The sequence below is a fragment of the Paenibacillus sp. p3-SID867 genome, assembly GCF_025142895.1.
GTDB lineage: Bacteria > Bacillota > Bacilli > Paenibacillales > Paenibacillaceae > Paenibacillus_AQ.
Genome location: NZ_JAMBDM010000007.1, coordinates 206428 through 229760 on the forward strand (window position 1 = coordinate 206428; position 23333 = coordinate 229760).

Genomic DNA, 23333 nt, shown 5'->3' on the forward strand with positions numbered 1-23333 from the left:
ACCTATTATTTTTTATTCCTTAACGGCCCCAAGCACGATTCCTTTGACAAAATACTTTTGCAGGAACGGATATACCGCGATAATCGGCACCGTGCTGATAAAGATTTGTGCGGCTTTTATGCTCTGTTCCGACAATGCCGCAGCCTCGGACGCGCTGAGCGCGACATTCTGCGCCGTATTCTGAACCACGACCGTCTGCAGGAAGGAAGCCAGCGGGTATTTGTCGGTGGTGGACATATACAACAGGCCGTCGAACCAGGAATTCCAGTGTCCCACCATAATGAACAATCCGATGGTGGCGAGGCCGGGCAGAGACAGCGGCAAATAAATTTTGCTGAAAATGACGAAGAACGAAGCGCCATCGATGAAAGCCGCCTCCTCCAGCGCTTTCGGTATCGTTTTGAAGAAATTCATGATAAGGATCAGGTTGTACGCGCCGAATGCTCCAGGCAGGATCAGCGCCAGGATGGTATCCTTCAGCCCAAGCTCCGACACGAGGATATAAGAAGGAATGAGCCCTCCGGAGAACAGCATGGTAAAGACGAAAATCCACATCAATCCGTTACGGCCGCGAAACTCCTTCGATAAAGCATAGCCGGCGGTTGTAATCACCACCATGCTGATCAGCGTGCCTAATACCGTCCGCACGACCGAAATCCACATCGAACCCGTAAAGTTCGAGTTGCGAAACGTCTTGGCATAAGCATCCGTGTTGAATTCGACCGGCCAGAACGATACCAGGCCGCCGTTAACGGCCGATTTGCTGCTGAACGACTGCGCCAATAAGTGAAGCAGCGGCAGGAAGCACGATAGCGCGACCACGATCAGCAGGATATGATTGAAGACGGAGAACGCTTTGTACCCCTTCGTTTTATGATACATCCGGCTACCTCCTGCTTAAAAGATTTTATAATTGGCGACCTTGTAGGCGATACGGTAAGCAACCACGATCAGGATCAGGCTGATGCCCGATTTGAACAGTCCGACCGCCGTCCCGAATCCGTATTGTCCGTTTAACAGCGATGAACGGTATACATACGTATCGATGATATCCCCCGTACTGTAAACGAGCGGGTTGTACAGGTTGAATATTTGGTCGAAGCCGGCATCCAGGATGCTGCCCAGGCTGAGCGTGGCGATGACGATAATCATCGGCATCATGCACGGCAGCGTAACGTGCCGCGTTTGCTGCCAGCGGTTTGCGCCGTCTATCTCCGAGGCCTCATAATACGAAGGGTCGATACCGGCGATGGTCGCCAAATACACGATCATGCCAAAGCCGAAGTTTTTCCACAAATCGCTGATAATAACCGTCGGCCTGAACAGATCCGGATCACCAAGGAAATAGATCGGCTCCGCACCGAACACCGTCGTGATGATTCGGTTGACGCCGCCGTCCAGGCCCAAAATATCAATCATGATGCCGGCGATCGTAACCCATGAGAGAAAATGCGGCAGGTACACGAGTGTCTGAATGCTTTTTTTGAGCCCCATATGACGAATTTCATTCAGCAGAATCGCCATGACGATCGGCACGATGATGCCGACAATGATCTTGATGACCGCGATGATCAGCGTATTGACGATCGCTTGTTTCGATTCTTCGTATTGAAAAATTCGGTCGAAATGATCCAGGCCGATCCAGGCGGAGCCTGAGATGCCAAGCCATGGTTTGTAATCCTGGAAAGCCATGACCAGTCCCGCCATCGGCCCGTAGGAAAAGATAAGGACGAAGCCCAATGCGGGCAAGCACAGCAGATACAGCGGCCAATTTTTCCGGATTTCCTGTTTCCAGGGATTCCTACGGATCCTCTTGTTTATTCGCATGTCCGTTTGATCCACCTTTATTCCCGCCATCCTAGCGATTTTCCTCTCCCCCCTTTTCACGATCTCTATTCACTATGGTGCTTGCACGTTCTATGTTAGCAATATCGAATGCATTAAAAAATGTCCGAATTTCAAGATCATGTACCCGATCTCAACCATATTCTAAGCGCTTACATTCTTCCTTTTTATTTTGCCTTCCGCCGATTATGATAGAGATTAACAGCAAACTTAGTAGATGAATGGGAAGTGAGCCTGATGAAAAAAGTGAATATGAAGCGTTTCATCTACTTCTTTGTGTTTTTCCTCCTCCTTACACTCTCTTTGTTTTCCGTCATGAACGCGCTGGATTCCCGAACGATTCAGAACAGCCTGGTGAATACGGCTAAAAATCAGGTGAGTTATGCGGAAAGCGTCGTGGATGACATGCTCTACGAAGCCGGCATGTACGCCATCCAGTATACCGCGGACAGCTCGGTTCGATTCTATCAGCGGCAGATCCTGGAACTGGGCAGCTACGACGCACAGATGAAGAAGAACGATATCGAAGAAAGGATGAAAAATACGCTGCTGTCCAGCCAATCGGTCGAATCCCTGGGCATCTACTGGAGATCGGAAGGCACGTTCATCGCCACCCGCGGAGAATTGCTTGCCGATGATATTTACGGTACCGTGGACAAGCGCGGATGGAAGCTCGTGAACGGCAGCTTGTATTATTTTTCCGTCTATCCATACGTTCGGGAACCCCGCACGCCTGAAGACATCGAGTATATCGTTGGCGTTAAGCTAAAGACGGACTACCTCAGAAATCTGCTGCAAAAATCATTCAACGGCGGCAGTTCCAACGCCTTCTTCCTGGTAGGAGATGATTTGACGATCAGTGACGGTAAGCTTATCGACGGTATCGCGAATAAAGCCCGAGAGACGGTGTCACCGGACCCGAAACGTATTCTCAGGTTCGACTTCAGCAACCGGGGTGGAGACTACTTTGTCCTGTCCAAATTTATCGAACCGATCGACGCCTACCTCGTCACCTATACGCGAATGAGCGATTTTCTGGAGCCGCTGAACCGGAATCGACAGGTTTTCTTCGCCAGCATCTTTATCATTCTGATCATCGGCTTGGTCGTTATCGCCACCTTCTATCGTAATTTCTACAGGAACGTCTACCTTCTCAACAAAAAGTTCCATCAGGTTGAACAGGGAGATTACGCCATCCGGATCCATAACCGTCCCAACAATGAATTCGGCAGTCTGTTTGGCAGCTTCAATCATATGGTTGCCCAAATCCAGATGCTGTTCACGTCACTGAAAACGGAGACGGACCTGCGCCGCAATGCGGAAATAAAGCAGCTTCAGGCGCAGATCAATCCGCATTTTCTCTATAACAGCCTGTTCTTCATCATGTCAATGGCCAATTCTTCGCCGGAAGCCGTCATCCGCATGAGCAAGCATTTGGCTGAATACTACCGCTATCTGACCCGGTTAGACTCGAGCAGCGTCACGCTTGCTACGGAATTGGAGCTGGCCGATCATTACCTGGGCATCATGGCCCTCTGCAAGACCATGGACTACGACATCAAGCTGCCGGATGAATTGAAGGAGCGGCCGATCATGCCGCTAATTATTCAGCCGATCGTGGAAAACGCCATCCTGCACGGGATCGAAGAGCGCCAAGGCGCCCATCGGGTCTTCATATGCGTGGAGGCGTTCCAATCGGGAGCCCGAATAACGGTTGCCAATGACGGGAAGCCACTTTCGCCGGAGGAACTGAGGGCACTGCAAGCTAGCGTCGAAGCGCCTCTTCCTCCTCCCGGAACAGATGGCATCGGGCTCTGGAATATCAACCAGCGCCTGAAAAATGCCTACGGTCATTCTTGCGGCCTGCGGTTTGCCTTGAATGATTGGGGCGGTTTGTCGGTTACGGTATTGGTGGATTTCTCGTTTGAAGAAGGAGGAGCCTATGCATTTATTGATCGTGGATGACGGACAGTATGTCGTGGAGTACCTCAAACATTTGCTTAACTGGGCGAAGTTCGGCGTTCATCGCATTGAAACGACGACCAACCCGACGAAGGCCCGGATGCTGCTGGACAGCGACCGGTTCGACATCATGATTACGGATATTCGCATGCCTGAAATTTCGGGCATCGACCTGCTGGAGCATATTCATAGGCGGGGGCTTAAAACAAAAGTTATTTTTTTGTCCGGCTATTCCCAATTTGATTATGCTCAAAAGGCGATTCGCTTCGGCGCGTTGGATTATCTTTTGAAGCCAGTGGATAAAGACGATATGGACAAAGCGATGTGCCAGGCCGTCAAGAGTATCGGCGAGAAGCGGTCGGAACCCCAGGATGACTTCGCCCGAAGCGAGACAGATAACATGGCGCGCCCTTCCGATCAGCCGGACCGCTACTGCTCCGGCGCGGATATCGTGCGTGCGATTAGGGACTACATTCTTGGGCATTTGGGCGACGGCCTTAGCCTGGAAGAGCTAGGCGGCATCGTCCATCTTCATCCCGTCTACCTGTCCAAATTGTATAAGCAGGAAACGGGTGAAAACCTGTCGAGTTACATTCTGCGCGCTCGCTTGGAGAAATCGGCCCACCTGCTGGAGGTTTCCCATCTTCACGTCATGGACATCGCACGCATGGTCGGTTACCGGAAACCGCAATATTTCATCAAGCTATTCAAGGAGCTTTACGGTATTACGCCCTACCAATACCGAAGGCAACGAATTGAACAAGCCATCAGGACGGATAGTTAAAGCTGCAGCTGCGTATGACGCATGACGCATGACAAAAACCTTAAGGCGCTTTGGCCTATTTTGCTATTATCCACACTACGGTCACAGGGAAGCTGCTTCTTAAACAATAATTCCTTCCTCTTATAAAAAATCGACCGCTTCCCCTTTGCGGGAAACGGTCGACTCCAAGCTGTTCTTCAAGTTGATGCAGATGACTTATGCAGAAGGATCGGTCCTCCTTTCGTCTTCAATCGCTACGTCTTCACACAAGGTTTGCAGCCCCGTCGTATAACCCAATCTCCCTTGCGAATGATCCCAATAGTAGTAATCCCCGTGCATCCATATCACATCATACGATTCGCCCGGCGACGCATGGCGGACGACGAAAGGTCGAACGTTGTTTTGAGTCGAGTTTTCAGTGACTTGATCAATGTTGCAGATCGAGCCATCATCCGCGATGACGCATTGATGAATTTCGAAGACCTCACCGTATTTACCCTGTACGGGGATTGACATATACACGGTGGAAGGATCGTTATGATCCAGTGACATGCCCCCGGAATAGCAAAGTTCTCTTTCTTCATTTTGGTGGAACCATCGTCCGCCATCTGCCAACAGTGTAATCTGCCAATCGGAGCCGGACCACTTAGCGTAACAATAGTGATGACGATCCTTATCTGCATTGATCCTAACAAACAAGATTACCGGGCATCCCTCTTTATCCGCGGCAATATCCCAGTTCCAGTTGCGTATGCCCGGCAGGCGATCCACCAAGTGGGCCGGGTCGGTTTCATTGTTGTCCAGCTTCAGCGGCCCGCGATTCAGATCTGCGAGCTGATGGCCATCAGCTCCGTGCAGCGTCAGAGTATTCACGTCCAAATACGAATAGTATAACGAATTCGGAGTCATATTGTCCGGATGTGTGTAGGTATACGTCATCATAATTTTGTCTTTGCCGTTCGTTTCGTACTTGGCATACGGCCTTTTTCCGGTTTCCTGTTCATGGCATCTGGAATCCACGATCTGCTTCGGTTCCATGTTGCAGGAGACGTCGCCTTCGGGATCCGGCAGCGTGAACCTTGCTACGGTCGGATGCCAGTTTACGCCACGCCACAGTAAATAGAAATAATCGGGCTGATCCGTCAACACGAAGGGCGAAGGATAGGTGGTATTCCCGTATCCCGTGGTATCGATGATTTTTTCAGGTCCTAACGTCTCTAGATCATCAGGCTGGGTTGTTACGCGATAATAAATATAAGGGGTTGTCGAGTGCTCGGAATAAAAAATCATCACCCGGCCGTCGGGCAGTGCCAAAAACGTCGGATTATTATGGTCATCCTGCTGAAAACCCGCTCGCACCCGCACTTGCTTACGTTCTTGGGTCACATGATCATATTGAACCGCCTGAATGCTGCCCGCAACATCGATGTACCCGATGTATGTCTTGTCGCTACCCGTTACGGCATTGACATGTCGCAGCGCCCTCGGATCGGCAAACCAGCACCAGGCACCGTTACCGGTAAGGGTTGTAGAGATACGTTCGATGCGTTCAGGTTCAACATTAAGGTTTCTATTGGATTTCGTCATTTGAGACCTCCTCGCTTCCTTGTCGGATCACTAGTTTGCTTCATGATTATCCCCTATCATTTCTTAGCAGCGAATGCATCCAGCTGATTCTGCAGCTCCTCCATGAAGCTCGGGAATCCAGCTTCGTTCATCCGCTGCCTAGCAAGCGCAAGATCAGCATCGATGCCTTCGGACATGCCGACGGACAGCGGTACGATGTGATGCGATCTGACTGCATCCATGGCTGCGAGCTCCGTCGTTATCGGCCCCGTATCGAAGCGGAATCCCGCAAGCGGGCTTTCACCGTTTTCTACGGCCCGTTTCGCGCCTTCCGAATGCAAATGCTCAACGATGGCCTGCCATTCTCCCGGGTATTTTTCCATCAGGCTCATACTGCCGTCATACAATCCCGTCCAGCCCGGCTTTTTGTTTTCCGACTTGATGCCCGCGTAGCTGATGTAATCCCCCTCCAGGTTGTAGTTCTCCCCTTCCACGCCATACAGCAGGAGATTGTAGTATGTACGATCCGTGTGCGCCTTCTCGATCAGCTTGAGCGCAATTTCCTTGTGCTTGGAGTGGGCGCCGACCGAGATCATCGTGATGTTGTCCGGTGTCATAAAAGGCATGTAGTTCGGCACGTGGTCGAGATAATAATCAAACCATCCGTACTCGAACTCGGGAAACAACTCCTTGAGCACTCCGATGTAACCGCTGCTGACTGCGCCGAAATGGTTGTTGAATTCCAGCGGCTTCTTATCCGCTTTCATCCATTCCAGCGTTTCGCCGGTGGCATTCCCCTGGGCAGCCAGTATCTTGCGGCTTACGATCCCGTCCTCATACCACTGCTTGGCTCGAAGCAGCACCTGCCTATACTCCGGGGTTTCATACATGCTGAGGGCTTTGTAAGGTTCATCGACGGAGACAACCGCATATCCTTTGACCACATCAAGATACTTGGAGCCGGCGATCAGTGTCCACAGATTATCCGCAAACCGTTTGTCATTGATCATCGGGGTGTCCGGATATGCCTCCTTGGCTTTGTAAAGATATTTTTCAGCCGATTCGAGGTCCTTGATTTCCGGCAATCCCCATGCTTTGCGCAGGTCCTCCCGGAAGAGCATGCCTTCGCCTCCGCCGCCCGGCATATTGTATTGCGGAATGCCGAAGAGCCTGCCATGGGTCATGACGCTATTCAGCTGCCCGTCATAGTGCGATACGAGATCCGGTACCTGATCCAGCAATGGCGTCAGATTCGCGAATGCATTCCTCGCAACAAAAGATGTGAAATCAGACCACGCACCTCCGACATAGAGGTCGTATTCTTTGGATGCAATCGCTCGGCTGATCTGGTTCTTCTCATCTCCCCATGGAATGAAATCGAATCGAATGGTCGCTCCCAGGTCCTTGATGGTTAACGCATCAAGCTGTTGATAGAATCGATCCATTCCGCTCGCTGGCTCGCGGCCCATCGTGATGCCCTTTAATTGTACGACGGGCTGTCCGTCCGGACCGCGTATCATGTCTGGATTTCCGTCCTCCCCGAGATCGGGCGAAGGGTCGTGCCAGCATGCGGACAAGATGAAGACGATGAAGAAGATACAGGTCAGCAGCGCTCCTATGGTTCGTACCGGTTTCCGCAATGATATCCTCCTTTTATAAGTTGATGGTTGTTTCAGTGGATGGTTGTTGCGGTTGTTGCGGTTGTTGCGGTTGTTGCGGTTGTTGCTGTGGATGGCTGTTGCAACAGCTGAGCCGCTGCCCTGACAATCTCGATAGTACGCTGATCTCACCAAAGTCACACCAGGGTAATGCGTCGTATTACCCTCTCCCCCATCAGGACCAACGCCATCGGCTGATTTCACCAAAAGAACACCGGGGAATTGCGCCGTATTACCCTTCCCCTCATTAGAACTACCATCATCGATCCAGCTTTGTTTAAGCAGAAAGGCAATGCCGAATGCTCAGTAATAACCGAGCGTGGCTGCCAATGAAATTAACTCTCCATGGATTTCCGGTATTATAGGACCCTGGTTCCGCTATTTCTTTGTTTTACCTGTTTCACAGCCATATGCGGACAAGAGATCCGCTATTGCAGGATTTAGAGTGGAATCATTCGCGATTATGGTGCAATAACGGATCCTGTGTCCGTAAGATCCCCATAATGAGCCCATTTCGGCGAAATAGCGTATCCTCTGTCCTCATGATCTCAATATGAGGCAAACCCCAGCATGAAGCGGAGCCTCTTCTATACGCCATGTACCCAAAAGCGTGCCGAGTCCAGCCAAGTTTCAACCCGATTCGAGAAGTAGGGAGGAACTCAAGTCCCCCGTGATGGCCGGGACATCGATGGAAACGGTTGTACCCGTCCCTTGTACCGAATGCAATTGAATCCCGTCTGCTTCGTTGAAATAGTACTCCAACCGCTTTCTGATATTGTTCAGCCCATAGCCGCTCCCCCGGTACCCATCAGAATGAGAGACTTCTTCCTTCATTCCCGGACCGTCGTCACTCACGGTCAATCGCAATCGCCCACTGCGGACGCTGCCTTTTATAAGAATTCGCCCTTCCGTTTCGGTTTTTTCCAATACACCGTGAATGATGGCGTTCTCGACGATCGGCTGAAGCGTGATTTTCGGAAGCAAGCATGCCTCTGCTTCCGCCTCAACCTCGATTTCAAACCGGATTTTCCCTTTGAACCGCTTCTGCTGTATAGCTGCATACTTCTCACACAGTCGGAGCTCATCTATCAAGGGTACAAAATCCTCTCCTTTGTTCAGGATCAGCTTGTAATAGTCGGACAGAGCATAAACGACTTCCTGAATATTCTCTTTCTCGTCCTTCTGGGCCATCCACAGGATCATATCGAGGGTGTTATACAGGAAGTGCGGATTGATCTGGGACTGCAGCGCCTTGAGCTCGGCTCCTTTTTTTTCCTGGCCCAGGCGATATTGGTTGTCCATCAGCTCCCTCACGCTGTTGATCATATAATTGTAACTCGAAACTAAATGCCCTACTTCATCCTCTTGAGTTGCAATATCCAGGGTGTTTAACCGGCCTTGCCGGACCTGGCTCATCTTGTTCATCAACAAGAAAATGCGCCGTGTAATGGACTTGGTTACCGGTATAATGCATATCAATAAAGCCAAGCAAACGGCGCCGTAAACCAACAAGACTTGATAGCGTGCCTGGTTGACGGCTTGTGCCGCCGTATCGGCCGATAGGACGGAGCGCAGATACAGGTTGGTCGATCCTATGCCCGAGTCCCTAACCAAATATTCGCTATCTCCCGCAGTCATCGGCTCGAACCGCTCGCGGTTCATAGGTCTGGACAACGGCTGAACCCGATGCTCCATTCCGTCTTGTCCGCTGCTGATCACGACTTCTCCGTCATCGGTCTCCAGGTAAATAAGCTGCCCCGCGGACGTATTCATGACGTAGGATTGAAGCTGGCCGAGCTCGATCCGAACCGTAACGATACCTACCGGTCTAGATAAATCATGAACATTCCACAATACCCTTCCAAGCATGAGGTGCCTCGTTGACGGTGCAGCCTCGTCCTCAGCAAGGACCCACACCGCATTTCCTTCGGCGGCCATGATTTTCTTGGCCCATGGCAAAGCGGCCACGTTCCCGATCGGCCGGTACATGGTTGCTCCTTCTCCGGCAACAACAAAGTCATCATGGATATAGTAAATGATGCCGTTCATCTCGGTGTTGGTCTGCAAAATGCGGGTATAATCGGTAATTCGCTCAAACGCGGTCAGCTGTTCCCACACCTGCAAGCGATCCGGGTCTTTTGAGAAAACCTCGTTGATCTGCTCGTCGATCATGATCATGGACGAGATATCTTCGAGATGGGTGAACTTGGTCGACAGCAAGGACAAGGCCTGTTCGAAATTTTGATTGGCGGCATCATGCTGTTTGCTGATGATGGAATCCCGAAGCTCGCCGTAAATGGCGGCAAAGGTCACCACAAGTGGAATGATGCCGACCATTGCAAACAGGAACATCAGCTTTTTCCTTAACGATAAATTCCCGAGCCAAGCCTTGAACTTCATCCGGAACGCTTCCTTCGATATTCAACCGGCGTCAGACCGGTGGATGACTTGAATACTTTGGCGAAATAGCCCGGACTTGCATAACCGCACATTTTGGAAATATCAGCCATCTTGAAATGCTCTCCCGCTATCAAGCTTTTCGCCAATTCCAGCCGGTAATCATTCACGTACTGCTTCATCGTGGTCCCCGTCTCCTGTTTAAATAGAACACCCAGATGGGCAGTCGACAGATGCACATGATCGGCAATCTCTCTGATATCCAGGTCCGGATGGCTGCAATGTGCGGATACATACTTCATCACGGCTCGTATCACACTGGAGTAGATGGATGTCTCTTTCACTTCCTCTTGATAAGCAAGGCACATACCCAGAATGTACTCCTTAACCTCCTTCATCGTTTGGCAATGATTCAAATGCCGCTCGGTTTCGCGAAGCTGATAGACCTTGCCGGTTCGAAGCAGCATTCCGTTCTTCTCGTTTAAAATAGCGTGCGCAAAGGAAGCAAATAGCGATACAACCCCCTCTCTAAGCATGTATGGGCCGGCCATGAGCCGGTCGCAATACGATTCCATCCATGCTGCCAGTTCTTGAGGTTTATGCTTCAGGCAGTGATGGAATTCCAGATAGACATCCCCCGAGACGGTATGTTGTCCGAACAAGTTCGGCTCGAACGTTACGATCATGGACTCTGGGCGATAAAAGCCGGCCTCCAGAGCAAACACCGATTCTTGAAAGCTTCTGGGTACCTCATGCAGATCCGAGACGACGCAGCCCACGCCGATTCGAACGCCGGACTTGCGCCGGCATATCTGCTCTGCCACGTGAAGCACCATCCCGCGCTCATTCCGTTGGCGCAGCGGGATCAACAGGAGTTCCCTTCGCCGATCGAGCTGTTCGGTTAATGCCGTACCCGCATACGTTCCCCAATCGTTTTGCTCTGCAATCAAAGGTTCCATTGTCTTCCCTTCCAACCGGGATATGATGATGGAAATATAACTCGTATCTGTTGGAAATCCAGCTTCTTCGCACATCTCTATTATTTCATCCTGGCTATGCCCCCCGGTTCGCAACGCAACGGCCAGCTTCCTGCGATCGATATCAACCTTCTGGTTCAACAGCGCCTCCCGTTCCTTGCGTTCGCGAATGTAGCCGATCGTCCTCCCGATGGCCTTCTCCATTTCCTGAAGCTTAATCGGCTTCTCCACATAGTCCACGGCCGCGAGACGAATCGCGCTTTTCATGTAAGCCACCTCCATATATCCGCTTATGAAAAGCAGCTTGCACTCAGGGCAGACGGCCGATAATCGCTCCGCAAATTCAATGCCGTTCAGCTTGGGCATTCGAACATCGGTAATGACGATATCGGGTTGTTGGGCCGCTGCCATCTGGAGCGCCTCCGAGCCGTCTTCTGCCTGGAGAATTTCTTGTATGCCCAGCCGCCTCCATTCGATCGCCTCAACGAGGCCCTCCCTTGTGTAAACATCGTCGTCGGCAATCAGCACTTTCATCGAATGGCTCCTCCCCTCTATTCATAAGTTCGGCAGAGCCATAAAGATAACGCTTTCAATTTATCAAATGGCTCTGATATTCCATGCCCTCTTGTCCGTATTTTATATCAACCAGGCTCTCACTTTAGCTACTATATAAACGGCTTTCGATTCTATCGTTATTGCCTAAACAGTATGACTAGGATAAACAAAAGCCGCCACTCGGCAACTGTTCATTGACTCCTTTAAAGGTTGGTGATGGTTCCCTTTGTTCAATTGCAGAACCCGCTCATAAACGCCAACGATCCAGTCGGGATCCGCATCTGGAGACAGTCCCTCGTCCAGGATATGTCTGGACAGGAAAAACGTCTCCAACGGTTTGGTCGGATAGGTTCCCGCTTCTAGCTTATCGGCAATATTCAAGCAGTGCATAGTCATGTATCCCGATCTGCAGCGAAGTACGCTTCACGATGTTCTCTGCGTTTTTATCGCTGATAAAGGCCATCCATTGGTCTCGCCTCCTGTTTCATTTCGTTCAAACGTGTTTCCAGTGTCTGATCCATGTTCCACTATACTCCTTTATATCATTTCGTATTGTTCTTCACTTGCTCTAACTTGCCAAAATCTAAAAATCTTAATGCCTTGTTCAGGCTATTGCTAAAACATCGTCGTGCTGGATGCTTCATTGATCAATGATCTGGTCGAAGCCGTACTTAAACCATCACGTTAAACTGTCGACCAGCCTGTCGATCCACGCCAATTCGCCTTGAACCTGGGAGACCGAATACCGCAGAACCTCGTCCCGGAACAACTCGTCCCCGCCTTCATTCCGTCTTCTCTCGATATCGGACAGCAGCTCCTCCAAGTCCTTCTTTCTCCTATGTAATATCCGCATCCGGTCCTCCTTAGAAATACGATCGAACAGGGACACTCTAACCATGAATTCGATTTGATGTTTTGCATCTTTTTCAGTGAATTCGTTAATGAGATTTGCGATTTTTCCCCTCCCTGTTTCTGTAATTTCATATACATATTGATTCGGTCTGCCTTCCTGCTCATTTCGATGTTTACGAACAAATCCCTCCTCCGTAAATTTTCGCAATGTCGGGTATAACATGTTGTGATTGACGTCCATTAAATAACCGAGATCCTTTTGTATTTCTTTTTTTATTTCATACCCGTGTTTCGGGGATTTCTCGATTTGGATCAGAATGAGAAGTTCAAGATACATGATCGTTCAGGCCTTTCGTCGACGGATTTGACAAAACCGCTGCAGATTTAACAGCACATCTCTAGCGTATATGTTCAACCAAAATCCGACAAGGAAGAATATAAACAGAACTTTGGACATGGGTCATTGGAAACTATGACCAGTTACAACATTATGTTAAATTAACATATGTTATATTACACTGGCATTGGAGGGAATGTAATGAATCATGAGATCATCTCCTTAGAGGAAATCACGCAATTCCATTCACCGACCGAAGAATTCAATCCTTATGATTGGTACAAACACAAATTGCAGCATGAGCCCATCGTTTATAATCAGGCGACCCAAACCTGGAACGTCTTCCGGTACAACGACGTCAAGAGGGTTCTCAAGGATCATGAATATTTCTCTAGTGTAAGAACGCGGACGATGATCAGCGTTGGCGCCGACAATGACGAAGGCCAGAAAATGAGCAAGATTAACCTGCAGTCAGACCCCCCGGAACACCAAAAAAGCCGTGCCTTAATATCGGCCGCTTTCACCCCACGCAGCTTGAAGCTCTGGGAGCCGCGCATTCAAGAGATTGCAGACCAGCTTCTGCATGAAATGGGGGACGCCAACGTCATTGACATCGTCCAACATTATGCCAGTGCGCTGCCGACGATCGTCATCGCGGATCTGCTCGGAGTCCCTTCCGAAGACCGGTTATTATTCAAGGAGTGGGTAAACCATCTGTTCCTTCCCCTGCCTAAAAACCATTCGGAAGATGTTCAAGAACTGAAACGTCGTGCTGCCAAAGAATATTACAACTATCTCTATCCTCATATCGTCCAAAAAAGAGGCAATCTAGCGGACGATATCATCTCCGACCTCATCCAAGCCGAGGTTGACGGGGATCGGTTATCGGACGATGAGATCGTCAGAACGACGATGTTTATCCTGGGTGCAGGCATTGAAACGACGACTCATCTGCTAGCCAATACGTTTTATTCCTTCTTATATGACAACAACCAAATTTACGGGGAAATCCAGGCTAACCGCGAGCTCCTTCCCAATGCCATCGAGGAAATGCTCCGCTATCGGTTTAACATTGCAAAAATGGATCGAACCGTCAAACAGGACAATCATGTTCTCGGCGTGGAAATGAAACGAGGAGATCTCGTCGTCGCTTGGATGAGTGCTGCCAATATGGATGAAGAGGTATTTGAGGATCCATTTACCCTGAACATCCACCGTGCCAATAACAAAAAGCATTTAACCTTTGGGAATGGCGCTCACTTCTGCCTGGGCGCTCCGCTGGCACGGCTCGAAGCAAATATCGCGATAAGCAGGTTTATGGATTTCTTCCCGCGCATTGAACCGATTCCTGAATTTAAACTGGAAGATAACCTGAGTCCTTCCGCGGCAGGACAAATGTTAACTCAGCTACCTATCCGTGTTCATCGGTAAGGCTGGCCTGTATCAGTCTACTAGGTACAATCAAAAAAAGCCCTGCACAGCAAGGGCTCATGGTATCCGGAGGCCCTGTCTGTTTCTAAAATCACAGGGCCTTTCGCTTTTTAGGAAACCATGGAAAATCATTCTATTGTTTTTGACCTCTTGGGTTCATACCAGCAACCGGGCCGCCCGTTGTTTAAACGCATGAGCGCCTCCAGCAAGAAATCATCGCCCCAAATGACAAAATCGTCCGGCGCAATTCCACCTCTGACAAAATACGAACCATGTCGAAAATGACCTTTCGAAGTATTACCTTCACACGGGATACGCACTCACTGTATCTCTGGGATCGCCTTATTACTTATCAGGGTTGCCCAGGTAACGCGTTCCCTCCACTTTCCTTCTTCTGTCGAAGCATCTGCCGATAAGCACCAGGCGTCATGCCAAGCTTGGTGCTAAACAGGCGCGTCATGTAGTTGGAATCTCGGATTCCCACGCGTTCCGCGATCTCGGAAATGCCAAGCACCGTACCTCCAAGCAGTTTCTTGGCCTCCTCCAGGCGCAGGTACAGCACGTACTGCAGGGGTGTTTTGCCGATATGCATCTTCATGCATCTGGCGATATAACTCGCTTGGAAGTGGAGCTTTTCCTCTAGCGAGGCCCGTTCAAACGGCTCCTTCCAATGTTCGTTTAAATAGGCTGCGGCGGCTTGGGCCAGCCGGACGGAAGGCTCCGGCTCGGACGTCCGAGCGCAGCCTGCCTGCAGCGCGGCAAACAGCGCGGTCAGCAAAAGGTGGAGCTGTAGCGCATTTTCTCCATTCAGTCTGTTGTGGGTATCGTTCAATCCGCGCAGCATCGGCTCCACGGTTTGCACCTCGACGGATGCAAACTTCGGCAAGTACATGCGCTGCTGCGATGAGGGCTCAACGTCTTCGACCGTGCCTTTGGATAGCAGGCTTGTCCAGGGAATATCCTCCTGCAGGATGTGCACGGCCGGATGCCCATGGATGAAATGCACCCAATAAATCTCCGTATGCTCCGAGCAGGCTCGGTGCCCGACATGCGGCAGCCCCGCTTCCAGCACCAGCAGCTTTCCCGCGCCGACCTCATACTCCGTCTGTTCCTCCCTCATATAGAGCGTTCCTTTTGTGACCAGCAGCAGGTCATAAACGCCGAAGGTACGGGCGAAATGCCTGTCTCCCGGCTTCCATACGGCATGTCCGGCCGTTACGAATTGCGGCAGGGGCGGTATGGCGAATTCTAAGCACAGCACGACCATTCCCTCCTCTTCGCAAGTTCATTTTGTGCTAATTAAAGTCTATATTATCACTGGTTGCCCGCATGAAAAAGAGGTACATTTGATGACGAGTAACCGCTCTCATAAAGCGACTAAGGAGGCTGTTTACGCATGCGTTATCGTCAGGTTCATCTCGACTTCCATACATCCGAGGACATTGCCGGCATCGGAAGCCGTTTTTCAAAATCCCAGTTCCAGAACATGCTGCGTGCCGGGCACGTCGATTCCATCACGGTGTTTTCAAAATGCCATCACGGCTGGGCATACCATCCGAGCGAAGCCAATGAAATGCACCCGCATCTCTCATTCGATCTGCTGGGCGAGATGATTGCTGCCGCCCACGAAATCGACGTCAAAACGCCGGTGTACTTATCCGCGGGACTGGACGAAAAGCTGGCGCGGCGCCATCCCGAATGGCTGATCCGCGACGCGGAAGATCGTACGCGCTGGGTGAAAGATTTCATGACGCCCGGCTACCACGAGTTTTGCTTTAATACGCCTTACCTGGACATCTTGATTGAGCAAATTCGTGAGGTAGTTTCCAGATATGATGCGGATGGCATTTTCCTTGATATCGTCGGGACCCGTAAATGCTGGTGTCAGCATTGCGTGGCCGCACTGCGATCAGCCGGTCAAGACCCTCGCGATGAAGCAGCCGTTGCCGCCCTGGGCGAGGCGACTTACCTGAACTATGCCCGCCGCGTTCGGGAAACGGTGGACGAGATCAAGCCCGGTCTTCCGGTTTTCCATAATAGCGGCCATCAGCGTCGCGGCCGCCGCGACCTTGCCCAAGTCAACAGTCATCTGGAACTGGAATCGCTGCCGACCGGAGGCTGGGGTTACGACCACTTTCCGCTGTCCGCACGCTATGCGCAGACGCTTGGCATGGACTATCTCGGCATGACGGGCAAATTCCATACCTCCTGGGGCGAATTCGGCGGTTACAAGCATCCGAACGCGCTGCGCTTCGAAACGGCGCTCAGTCTTGCCCACGGCGCCAAGTGCTCAATCGGCGATCAGCTTCACCCTTCCGGCCAGATGGATGAAGCGACTTACGCCTTGATCGGCACCGCCTATGCGGAGGTAGAAGCGAAGGAGCCATGGTGCAGCGAAACATCTTCAGTAGCGGATATCGCCGTCTTGTCGCTAGAGGCTGCTTGGGAGGCTTGTCCCGAAGCACGAAAATCGGAAGACCGTAACAATCTGGCGGATGCCGGAGCTGTACGCATTCTGACCGAAGGACATTACCTGTACGACATCGTGGATGCCAGTGCTGATTTCAGCCTCTACAAAGTGCTGATTTTGCCGGATGATGTGCCGGTATGGCCGGCATTGGGAGAAGCTATACGCGCTTTTACCGCGAGCGGCGGCAAGCTTCTGGCCACGGGTCGCTCAGGTTTGGATCCGGACGGCAGCGCATTTGCGCTTGATCTTGGACTGAACTGGAGAGGCGCCAGCCCTTACCGTCCGTCATATTTCCGTCCGGACTTTACTCCAGGGCCCCTTCTCCCTGCTTCATTTGTCATGTACAGCGAAGGACAGCAGGTTGAACTGAACGGTGGCCGTGCGCTTGGCAGCCGGGAGAATCCGTACTTTAACCGGGACGTGTTCACGTTCTGCTCGCATCAGCACACGCCAAGCGCGGGGGAGGACAGCGGACCCGGCATGATCGAAAGCACAAGCGGTATTTATATCGCTTGGAATGTGTTCGGCGACTACGCGGACAATGGACATCTCATTCTGAAAGAGATGGTATTGCATGCTCTCGCCCGGCTCCTGCCGCAGCCTTCCTTGAGCTGCGATTTGCCGGCACGAGGCATTGCGACGCTTCAGTATCAGCAGGGCGAGAAACGCTACATAAATCACCTGCTATATGCGACCCCTGTGTTGAAGGGGCGTGTTGAAGTCATTGAAGACATCGTTCCGCTGCGGGATGTTTCCGTCGGCTTGCGTCTCCCGTCCCAGGCTTCGGTTAAACGGGTCTATTTAGCTCCCTCGATGGAGGACCTTCCTTATACAGTCAATAATCAAGACGAGATTAACTACACGGTTCCTTATTTGGATAATCATCAAATGGTTGTGTTGGAGCTGGCGTAGTGATCCTTCCTGCCATAGATGAGTGATGGCAAACAACTCTGCCTTGAGGAATAGCCGCAGTCCCCGGACTGCGGCTTTTTCCTTTTACTATCTTTTATTGCATCGCAAAAAGGACGGTTTACATCTGATCGAGAGGTTACTCAGGATCAGTTAGCGGTAGAGTCAACATGGTTCCCTGCCAATTAGCTGTTATGTTTTCCACACTTCGTTACATACCGGTACTTTATCCAGCCAAAGGAATGACCATATTCCAGGTGCGGGTGAAATCCCAGGCTCGCGGACCCGTACCGGTGGCTGCATATCAACGGGTTGGGACTCCGTCTTAACATTATTATGCGGTTCTTATCCATCTCTTCACCTTCAGCTGCAATCTAAGCGCATTCGCAACAACAATCACGGAGCTTGCCGCCATGCCGATGCAAGCGATGCGCGGATCCAAATAACCGCATGCGGCCAATGGTACGGAAACGGCGTTATACAACAGAGCAAACAGCAAATTCTGATGAACGTTCCGCATCGTTTGGCGGCTCCACGTATACGCATCGATGATGTTGAATAGCTTGTTTCCGATCAATACGATGTCGCCGGCCTGTTTAGCCGCGTCCGCTCCCCCGCCCATAGCCATGCCGACATCTGCCACGGCTAGCGCAGCCGCATCGTTTATGCCATCGCCAATCATCGCAACGGAACGCCCTTGATGTTGAAGCTCGCGGATGAACGCCAGCTTGTCTTCAGGAAGCATGCCTGCGCGCATCTGATCGATCCCGGCCGCGGCAGCCACCGCCACGGCGGCCTGCTCCTCATCGCCAGTTACCATCCACACATCGGCTCGGCGCTTTAACTCCTGTACAATCTTCCGGGCGTCTTTTCTAAGCTTGTCAATCAATACTAGCGACCCGATGCACTTCCCGTTCACGGCGACATAAATCCTTGTATAGCCGGGGTGATCTGGAGGACTCTCCAGCTGTATGCCCTGCTCCAGCAGCCATCTTCGATTTCCCACGCATACGTGCTCACCTTTGACATAGCCTTCCATCCCTTTCCCAACCCGCTCTTGAAATTTCTGGGCTTCCAAAATGGGGGAATGTTTGTCTTGGGCAGCTCGTACAATGGCTTGTGCTAACGGGTGAGCGGACCGGGAAGCCACCGCAGCCGACATGGATAGCGCGTAGGCAGCTTTGGTGCCGTCCGCAGTGTAAATCGCCGTAAGTTGAGGCGTTCCTTCCGTCAATGTGCCAGTCTTATCCAACAATACGACATCCGTTCGGCGCAAACTCTCCAGAGAACGGCCGTCTTTGAATAGAACGCCTCTTTGGGCGGACGAGCCGGTTGCGATCAGGATGGATACCGGCGTAGCTAACCCGAGCGCACAGGGACAGGCGATTAACATTACAGACAGCGCGTGGCGCATGGCCGTTTCGGATGCACCGGGAGATTGGGAAAACCAGAGCCACCCCGCATAGGTAAGCGCAGCACAACCGATCATCATGGGAACAAAAATCGCCGCTATACGATCTACGGTTCGCTGAATGGCCGGTTTCCCCTGCTGCGCCGACTCGATTAGCCCAATCATTTGAGACAGGCAGGTTTCGTCATGATATTTATCAACCACGATGTCCAAACTTCCGATCAGACAACGCGTGCCGGCGTAGACTCGATCTTTCATGCCCTTTGCCACCGCTGTACTTTCACCTGTCAGCATAGATTCATCGGCATCTGCCGATCCCGACTGAACAAAGCCGTCAATGGAGATCCATTCCCCCTGATTCACCCGGATGCGGTCTCCGATCTGCACCTGATCCGCTGAAAGCCATTCTTCCCCATGACTGCGTAAGACTCGAACCCGTTTAACCTGAAGCTCATATAAGGCACTAAGCTGTTTCAATGCTCTGCCTTTGGCCATGGTCTCAAGCCACTTGCCCAGCAGAACCGCGGTCATCACCATCGCAATCGTATCAAAATAAAGCGTTGGATGCGTAAAGCTGTCCCGGGATTCAAACATGACATAGTGGCTGTAGAAATAAGCCACCGAGGTACTTAACGCAACGAGAGTATCCATGTTTGCCGTACGATGGATCATGGCCTGGTAAGCTCCGTAATAGAAAGGATACCCTACGCCAAACTGAAGCAAGGTAGCGAGCAACCATTGAAATACAGGTTCCATCAACAAATTCGGTATCCATTGTGCAGGCCAATCGGCAACATGCGCCATCATCGCCCATATGAGCGGCATGGATAAACAAGCGGCAATGATAAACCGGATGCGATAAGCTCCCGTCTCCGCATCGATCCCGGCCTGCGGATGAGACAGCCTGTCTGTCGCTCCATAGCCAAGTTTTTCGATTTTCTCCATGATCTTCTCTATACCAATCTGCGTCGGTTCATAATGAATCGTGGCCTGAGATAAGGCGAGGCTAACACGGACAGATTGAATGCCTTGCACCTTACGAAGGACTTTCTCGATCCGGGCTGCACAAGCCGTGCAAGTCATGCCCGTCACTTGGATTTGATGCAGCTTCACAACGATTCCTCCCCACCCTCTGCTTATTTCTGTTTTCGCTTGTCCATACAATGTATGAAAATACACGTAACATCAGAATGGCTAAGAAGGGCCAACGATTGCGATTTTTGCCTGAAAGAGTGTGCAGCAACCATAAAAGCCGCCAATTTGGCGGCTTCAGATGCGCAGATATTTTTGTTCTTTTGACGTCAACCACATGTTGAACGCCGATACTGAGCAAAAAGCGATGATCTATTTAGTCGATGACCGCCGGGATAATGCGTTCTTTAATCAGTGTCCAGCGATCCCGAGGATTGACGGTAAAAGCTGATGCAATGGCTACGACCAAGTCTTGCTTCGGAATGCAGCAAATGATATTGCCTCCATCGCCTACTGCCGAGTACGCAGATACTCCGTCCTCATCGCGCAACCACCATAGATATCCATAATGGTTGGAATTCATCGCCGTTGATTGGTCAATCCATGCTCCCGATATAATGGGCTGACTGTCCCATGTGCCGCGGTTCAGATAAAGAAAGCCGAAACGAGCCATATCTCGAGGACTTAACGTAAGCCCCCACCCTCCAGTGGAGTTGCCAGCCGGATCTTTAACCCATCCCCTGACGTCTTTTCCGAATAAATCATCAAATCCGAATGAATTCATGTCATAATCCGGAATTTCGTTCATGCCGATCGGTTTAAACAAGTGTTCGTTAGCAAACGCGCGGGCACTTTTACCTGTGCTGCGAGTTATGACAGCTGAGAGGAGATGCACCCCTGCAGTAGAATACTTAAATGCTCCGAGATTTCCTCCTTCACCCAGCATATTCAGCGTATAATGAACCCAATTCGATTGCATGCACAGTTTGTCCAGTGGTTCGTGCCAATCCTCAAATGGATAGGGAGCCGTCATCGTGAGCAGATGGCGTAACGTTATTTCCCGTTGTTGTCGAGCATCAGCTCTAGGTTCATATTCTGGAAAAAAATCAAGCACCTTCTGATCTGCATGTTGTATATAGCCCGCATCTATAGCAATGCCAATGAGAGCGGATATGATACTTTTCGTAACCGATGCAACATGGTGCCGATCCTCCGGGCCATACCCATGATCATATTTTTCATAAACGATAGCTCCGTGTCGAACCACGACTATGCCATGAATATCGGGATAATCGCTTTTGATCCATGTGTCCAGCCCTGAAAGCTTGTCAGCGTCCATTCCCACCGTCGCCGGGGCTAGAGTTTGCCATAATGTCGTTGGCCAGCAGCTTCTATTCATAATAGATACCTCGCAGAATTCGTTATTTAAGCTATATGGTATATGTAAATCTCTTATTTTTTGGTCACGGGGAAATACACCTCGGTAACCAATTTCTCGGCCGTCAAGGCCTGATAGGGGTCGGTTACATAAACTTCATAGGGCGATTGAGTCAATGCATATCCTTCATCTTCTATCCATTCCCTCAGTTTGGCATATACCGATGTCAAATTGGAATAAGCCCCCTTTAAAACAGACCTCGCGCAAAGGCCCCCGCACAACACTCTCGTTCCCTTTACAGCCTCCCTGACCGGGAGGGCGAACTCGGTGTCATTGCCTGCAGGATGAAATTCCGGACTGTGATATATCGTCATGGGTGTTCCAACCAAGGTAAGTTGCTCCCTGGCAATCTTTTCGTACAAACTGCTGTAATACCCGCCGTATCCTAAAGCATAGTCATCTCTGCTCATCATCTGACGCATGTAAAGGATATTCATTGGTTCTGTTTCAACAAGCTGTACTTCGATATCATCCAGATATGACATCAGATGCATGCCCTGCTCCAGATTCAAGATATCCTGGTTCATTTGTTTTAGGATATATTCATACGTGTCTAACTTCTCCTGAATATCCCTACGTTTGCGATGAAGGGCGAAGCGAAGCTTCTCTTCGGATGGATCCGCTTCCTCGTCCAGAATCTCCTTGATTTCTTCCAGCGAAAAATGATAAGACTTCAAACGGTTAATATAGAGCATTTTCTTTAATTGACTAATGGAATAATATCGGTAACCGTTTTCCGGATTGATCTGGTCCGGATGAATTAATCCGATCTCATCGTAATATCGAAGTGTCTTGGTAGATACTTCGCATATTTTGGAGAATTCTCCAATCGACAGCAAAGGTTCACCTCTTTTCTGGTTTATCGCTCTTGGTTCAAGATCACTATACACCTTGCCCTAAGGGCAAAGTCTACAGCCACTTTATAAGGATGATTATGATCTGAACCGTCCCCGCTATAATTGAGGAGTACCCTCCGGAATTGTACCGGTGTTTAGCCAGTGGTTCACTACCCGATTAAACAGCGCGGGATCAGCAAGCGGTATGCCGTGCCCAACACCGGGAAAGATGATCCCGTCAGCATTTTCGCTCAGCTGCACGAGATCTTCAGCCGACTTTTTAACACGGCCTCTCTCCTTCTCCCCAACCGTAACCAATAGCTTCGTTGTGGATTCTTGAATCCGCGGAGAGATTGAATAGGACATATTCTCCTTCAGCACTGAAACCAGCATCTCCCGCTTCATATGCAGTGTTTCCGCGTAATACTGTTCAAAATCAACCTCATTCACATACAGCGTGCTTGCCTGCCATCTGGAAAACCATCTGTATCTTGTTAATGGGAAACTTATTCGAACGGAAGGTTCAATCAGCTTAAGCGCTGTCGGCATCGGCCTCAGCAATGCGCTGTTTACGATGGCGTAATCAATAAGGCCGGGTCGCTGACATATCATCTCTACGAGAATTTGCGCACCTAGTGAAAAGCCGAAGACAACAATCTCCCGTCCATCAGCTTTGGTCGAAATGACCTCGTTAAGCTGCTCCGCGGTGCGGCTTATGGAAAAAGGCGGATTGCCGGTGCTGCGCCCATGTCCGGGCAAGTCAGGTATCAGGCAGAAGCTGTTTTCAAAAAAGGAAATCTGCTTGCTCCACATCCATCCGCTTACACCGCCGCCATGCAAGAAAACGATCATCCTTGCTGCCTGCTTGTTTCCGCTCTCCTTAATGTATAGATTCAGTTTCCTCATCCCCCAGTCACCTCTATATTTATACTATTATAAAATAACAAGTATAAA

The 23333-nt window shown here is 50.6% G+C and carries 17 protein-coding genes; 4 read left to right on the forward strand and 13 right to left on the reverse strand.

The window, feature by feature from the left end:
* Positions 1–12: 12 nt before the first annotated feature.
* Together M4D81_RS16125 and M4D81_RS16130 are read right to left on the reverse strand one after the other, a co-directional pair.
* Positions 13–882 carry a carbohydrate ABC transporter permease gene (locus M4D81_RS16125; RefSeq protein ID WP_071221640.1) on the reverse strand — a complete coding sequence of 290 codons (870 nt, stop codon included), beginning with the start codon at positions 880–882 and terminating at the stop codon, positions 13–15.
* Positions 883–897: 15 nt separating this feature from the next.
* Positions 898–1827 (reverse strand): ABC transporter permease, encoded by a 930-nt coding sequence (locus M4D81_RS16130; RefSeq protein ID WP_071221658.1) that lies wholly within the window; start codon positions 1825–1827, stop codon positions 898–900.
* A gap of 255 nt (positions 1828–2082) precedes the next feature.
* On the opposite strand from M4D81_RS16130, the gene M4D81_RS16135 reads away from it, so the two are divergent.
* Both M4D81_RS16135 and M4D81_RS16140 read left to right on the forward strand, forming a co-directional pair.
* Complete coding sequence (locus M4D81_RS16135; protein WP_260067280.1) at positions 2083–3810, forward strand: sensor histidine kinase; 1728 nt, start codon at positions 2083–2085, stop codon at positions 3808–3810.
* The gene (locus tag M4D81_RS16140; RefSeq protein WP_260067281.1) at positions 3788–4591 is read left to right on the forward strand and encodes a response regulator transcription factor; all 804 of its coding nucleotides are present in this window, start codon (positions 3788–3790) and stop codon (positions 4589–4591) included. The genes M4D81_RS16135 and M4D81_RS16140 overlap by 23 nt, the downstream gene beginning before the upstream one ends.
* A 195-nt stretch (positions 4592–4786) precedes the next feature.
* On the opposite strand, the gene M4D81_RS16145 is transcribed toward M4D81_RS16140, so the two are convergent.
* The 6 genes from M4D81_RS16145 to M4D81_RS16170 form a co-directional block, all read right to left on the reverse strand.
* Positions 4787–6157, reverse strand: coding sequence for a BNR repeat-containing protein (locus tag M4D81_RS16145; RefSeq protein WP_260067282.1), 1371 nt, complete (start codon positions 6155–6157; stop codon positions 4787–4789).
* Positions 6158–6213: 56 nt separating this feature from the next.
* Positions 6214–7776, reverse strand: coding sequence for an ABC transporter substrate-binding protein (locus tag M4D81_RS16150; protein WP_260067283.1), 1563 nt, complete (start codon positions 7774–7776; stop codon positions 6214–6216).
* Between the two features lie 648 nt (positions 7777–8424).
* Entirely contained in the window at positions 8425–10194 is a 1770-nt protein-coding gene (locus M4D81_RS16155; protein WP_260067284.1) for a cache domain-containing sensor histidine kinase, read from the reverse strand.
* Positions 10191–11702 carry a response regulator gene (locus tag M4D81_RS16160; protein ID WP_260067285.1) on the reverse strand — a complete coding sequence of 504 codons (1512 nt, stop codon included), beginning with the start codon at positions 11700–11702 and terminating at the stop codon, positions 10191–10193. Before M4D81_RS16160 ends, M4D81_RS16155 begins: the two co-directional genes overlap by 4 nt.
* A 165-nt stretch (positions 11703–11867) precedes the next feature.
* Positions 11868–12113 carry a DUF6138 family protein gene (locus tag M4D81_RS16165; protein WP_260067286.1) on the reverse strand — a complete coding sequence of 82 codons (246 nt, stop codon included), beginning with the start codon at positions 12111–12113 and terminating at the stop codon, positions 11868–11870.
* Positions 12114–12402: 289 nt separating this feature from the next.
* Positions 12403–12912 (reverse strand): PadR family transcriptional regulator, encoded by a 510-nt coding sequence (locus M4D81_RS16170; RefSeq protein WP_260067287.1) that lies wholly within the window; start codon positions 12910–12912, stop codon positions 12403–12405.
* Between the two features lie 201 nt (positions 12913–13113).
* Here M4D81_RS16170 and M4D81_RS16175 point away from each other — a divergent pair, with 201 nt between their 5' ends.
* The gene (locus M4D81_RS16175) at positions 13114–14343 is read left to right on the forward strand and encodes a cytochrome P450 (protein WP_260067288.1); all 1230 of its coding nucleotides are present in this window, start codon (positions 13114–13116) and stop codon (positions 14341–14343) included.
* 352 nt (positions 14344–14695) lie between these two features.
* Here M4D81_RS16175 and M4D81_RS16185 read toward each other — a convergent pair whose 3' ends face one another.
* The gene (locus M4D81_RS16185) at positions 14696–15604 is read right to left on the reverse strand and encodes an AraC family transcriptional regulator (protein WP_260067289.1); all 909 of its coding nucleotides are present in this window, start codon (positions 15602–15604) and stop codon (positions 14696–14698) included.
* Positions 15605–15739: 135 nt separating this feature from the next.
* On the opposite strand from M4D81_RS16185, the gene M4D81_RS16190 reads away from it, so the two are divergent.
* The gene (locus tag M4D81_RS16190) at positions 15740–17725 is read left to right on the forward strand and encodes an alpha-amylase family protein (RefSeq protein WP_260067290.1); all 1986 of its coding nucleotides are present in this window, start codon (positions 15740–15742) and stop codon (positions 17723–17725) included.
* A gap of 331 nt (positions 17726–18056) precedes the next feature.
* Here M4D81_RS16190 and M4D81_RS16195 read toward each other — a convergent pair whose 3' ends face one another.
* The 4 genes from M4D81_RS16195 to M4D81_RS16210 all read right to left on the reverse strand — a co-directional run bounded on the left by M4D81_RS16195 (position 18057) and on the right by M4D81_RS16210 (position 23285).
* Entirely contained in the window at positions 18057–20246 is a 2190-nt protein-coding gene (locus M4D81_RS16195; protein ID WP_260067291.1) for a heavy metal translocating P-type ATPase, read from the reverse strand.
* Positions 20247–20481: 235 nt separating this feature from the next.
* The gene (locus M4D81_RS16200) at positions 20482–21504 is read right to left on the reverse strand and encodes a serine hydrolase domain-containing protein (RefSeq protein WP_260067292.1); all 1023 of its coding nucleotides are present in this window, start codon (positions 21502–21504) and stop codon (positions 20482–20484) included.
* Positions 21505–21557: 53 nt separating this feature from the next.
* Complete coding sequence (locus tag M4D81_RS16205; RefSeq protein WP_260067293.1) at positions 21558–22382, reverse strand: MerR family transcriptional regulator; 825 nt, start codon at positions 22380–22382, stop codon at positions 21558–21560.
* A 114-nt stretch (positions 22383–22496) separates the two neighbouring features.
* Positions 22497–23285, reverse strand: coding sequence for an alpha/beta fold hydrolase (locus M4D81_RS16210; RefSeq protein ID WP_260067294.1), 789 nt, complete (start codon positions 23283–23285; stop codon positions 22497–22499).
* Positions 23286–23333 lie beyond the last annotated feature (48 nt).

Coding starts and splice junctions, on each gene's coding strand:
- M4D81_RS16170 (WP_260067287.1), bottom strand. CDS start 12,912: ATGTATCTTGAACTTCTCATTCTGATCCAAATCGAGAAATCCCCGAAA.
- M4D81_RS16175 (WP_260067288.1), top strand. CDS start 13,114: ATGAATCATGAGATCATCTCCTTAGAGGAAATCACGCAATTCCATTCA.
- M4D81_RS16165 (WP_260067286.1), bottom strand. CDS start 12,113: ATGCACTGCTTGAATATTGCCGATAAGCTAGAAGCGGGAACCTATCCG.
- M4D81_RS16145 (WP_260067282.1), bottom strand. CDS start 6,157: ATGACGAAATCCAATAGAAACCTTAATGTTGAACCTGAACGCATCGAA.
- M4D81_RS16140 (WP_260067281.1), top strand. CDS start 3,788: ATGCATTTATTGATCGTGGATGACGGACAGTATGTCGTGGAGTACCTC.
- M4D81_RS16135 (WP_260067280.1), top strand. CDS start 2,083: ATGAAAAAAGTGAATATGAAGCGTTTCATCTACTTCTTTGTGTTTTTC.
- M4D81_RS16200 (WP_260067292.1), bottom strand. CDS start 21,504: ATGAATAGAAGCTGCTGGCCAACGACATTATGGCAAACTCTAGCCCCG.
- M4D81_RS16160 (WP_260067285.1), bottom strand. CDS start 11,702: ATGAAAGTGCTGATTGCCGACGACGATGTTTACACAAGGGAGGGCCTC.
- M4D81_RS16155 (WP_260067284.1), bottom strand. CDS start 10,194: ATGAAGTTCAAGGCTTGGCTCGGGAATTTATCGTTAAGGAAAAAGCTG.
- M4D81_RS16130 (WP_071221658.1), bottom strand. CDS start 1,827: ATGCGAATAAACAAGAGGATCCGTAGGAATCCCTGGAAACAGGAAATC.
- M4D81_RS16125 (WP_071221640.1), bottom strand. CDS start 882: ATGTATCATAAAACGAAGGGGTACAAAGCGTTCTCCGTCTTCAATCAT.
- M4D81_RS16210 (WP_260067294.1), bottom strand. CDS start 23,285: ATGAGGAAACTGAATCTATACATTAAGGAGAGCGGAAACAAGCAGGCA.
- M4D81_RS16190 (WP_260067290.1), top strand. CDS start 15,740: ATGCGTTATCGTCAGGTTCATCTCGACTTCCATACATCCGAGGACATT.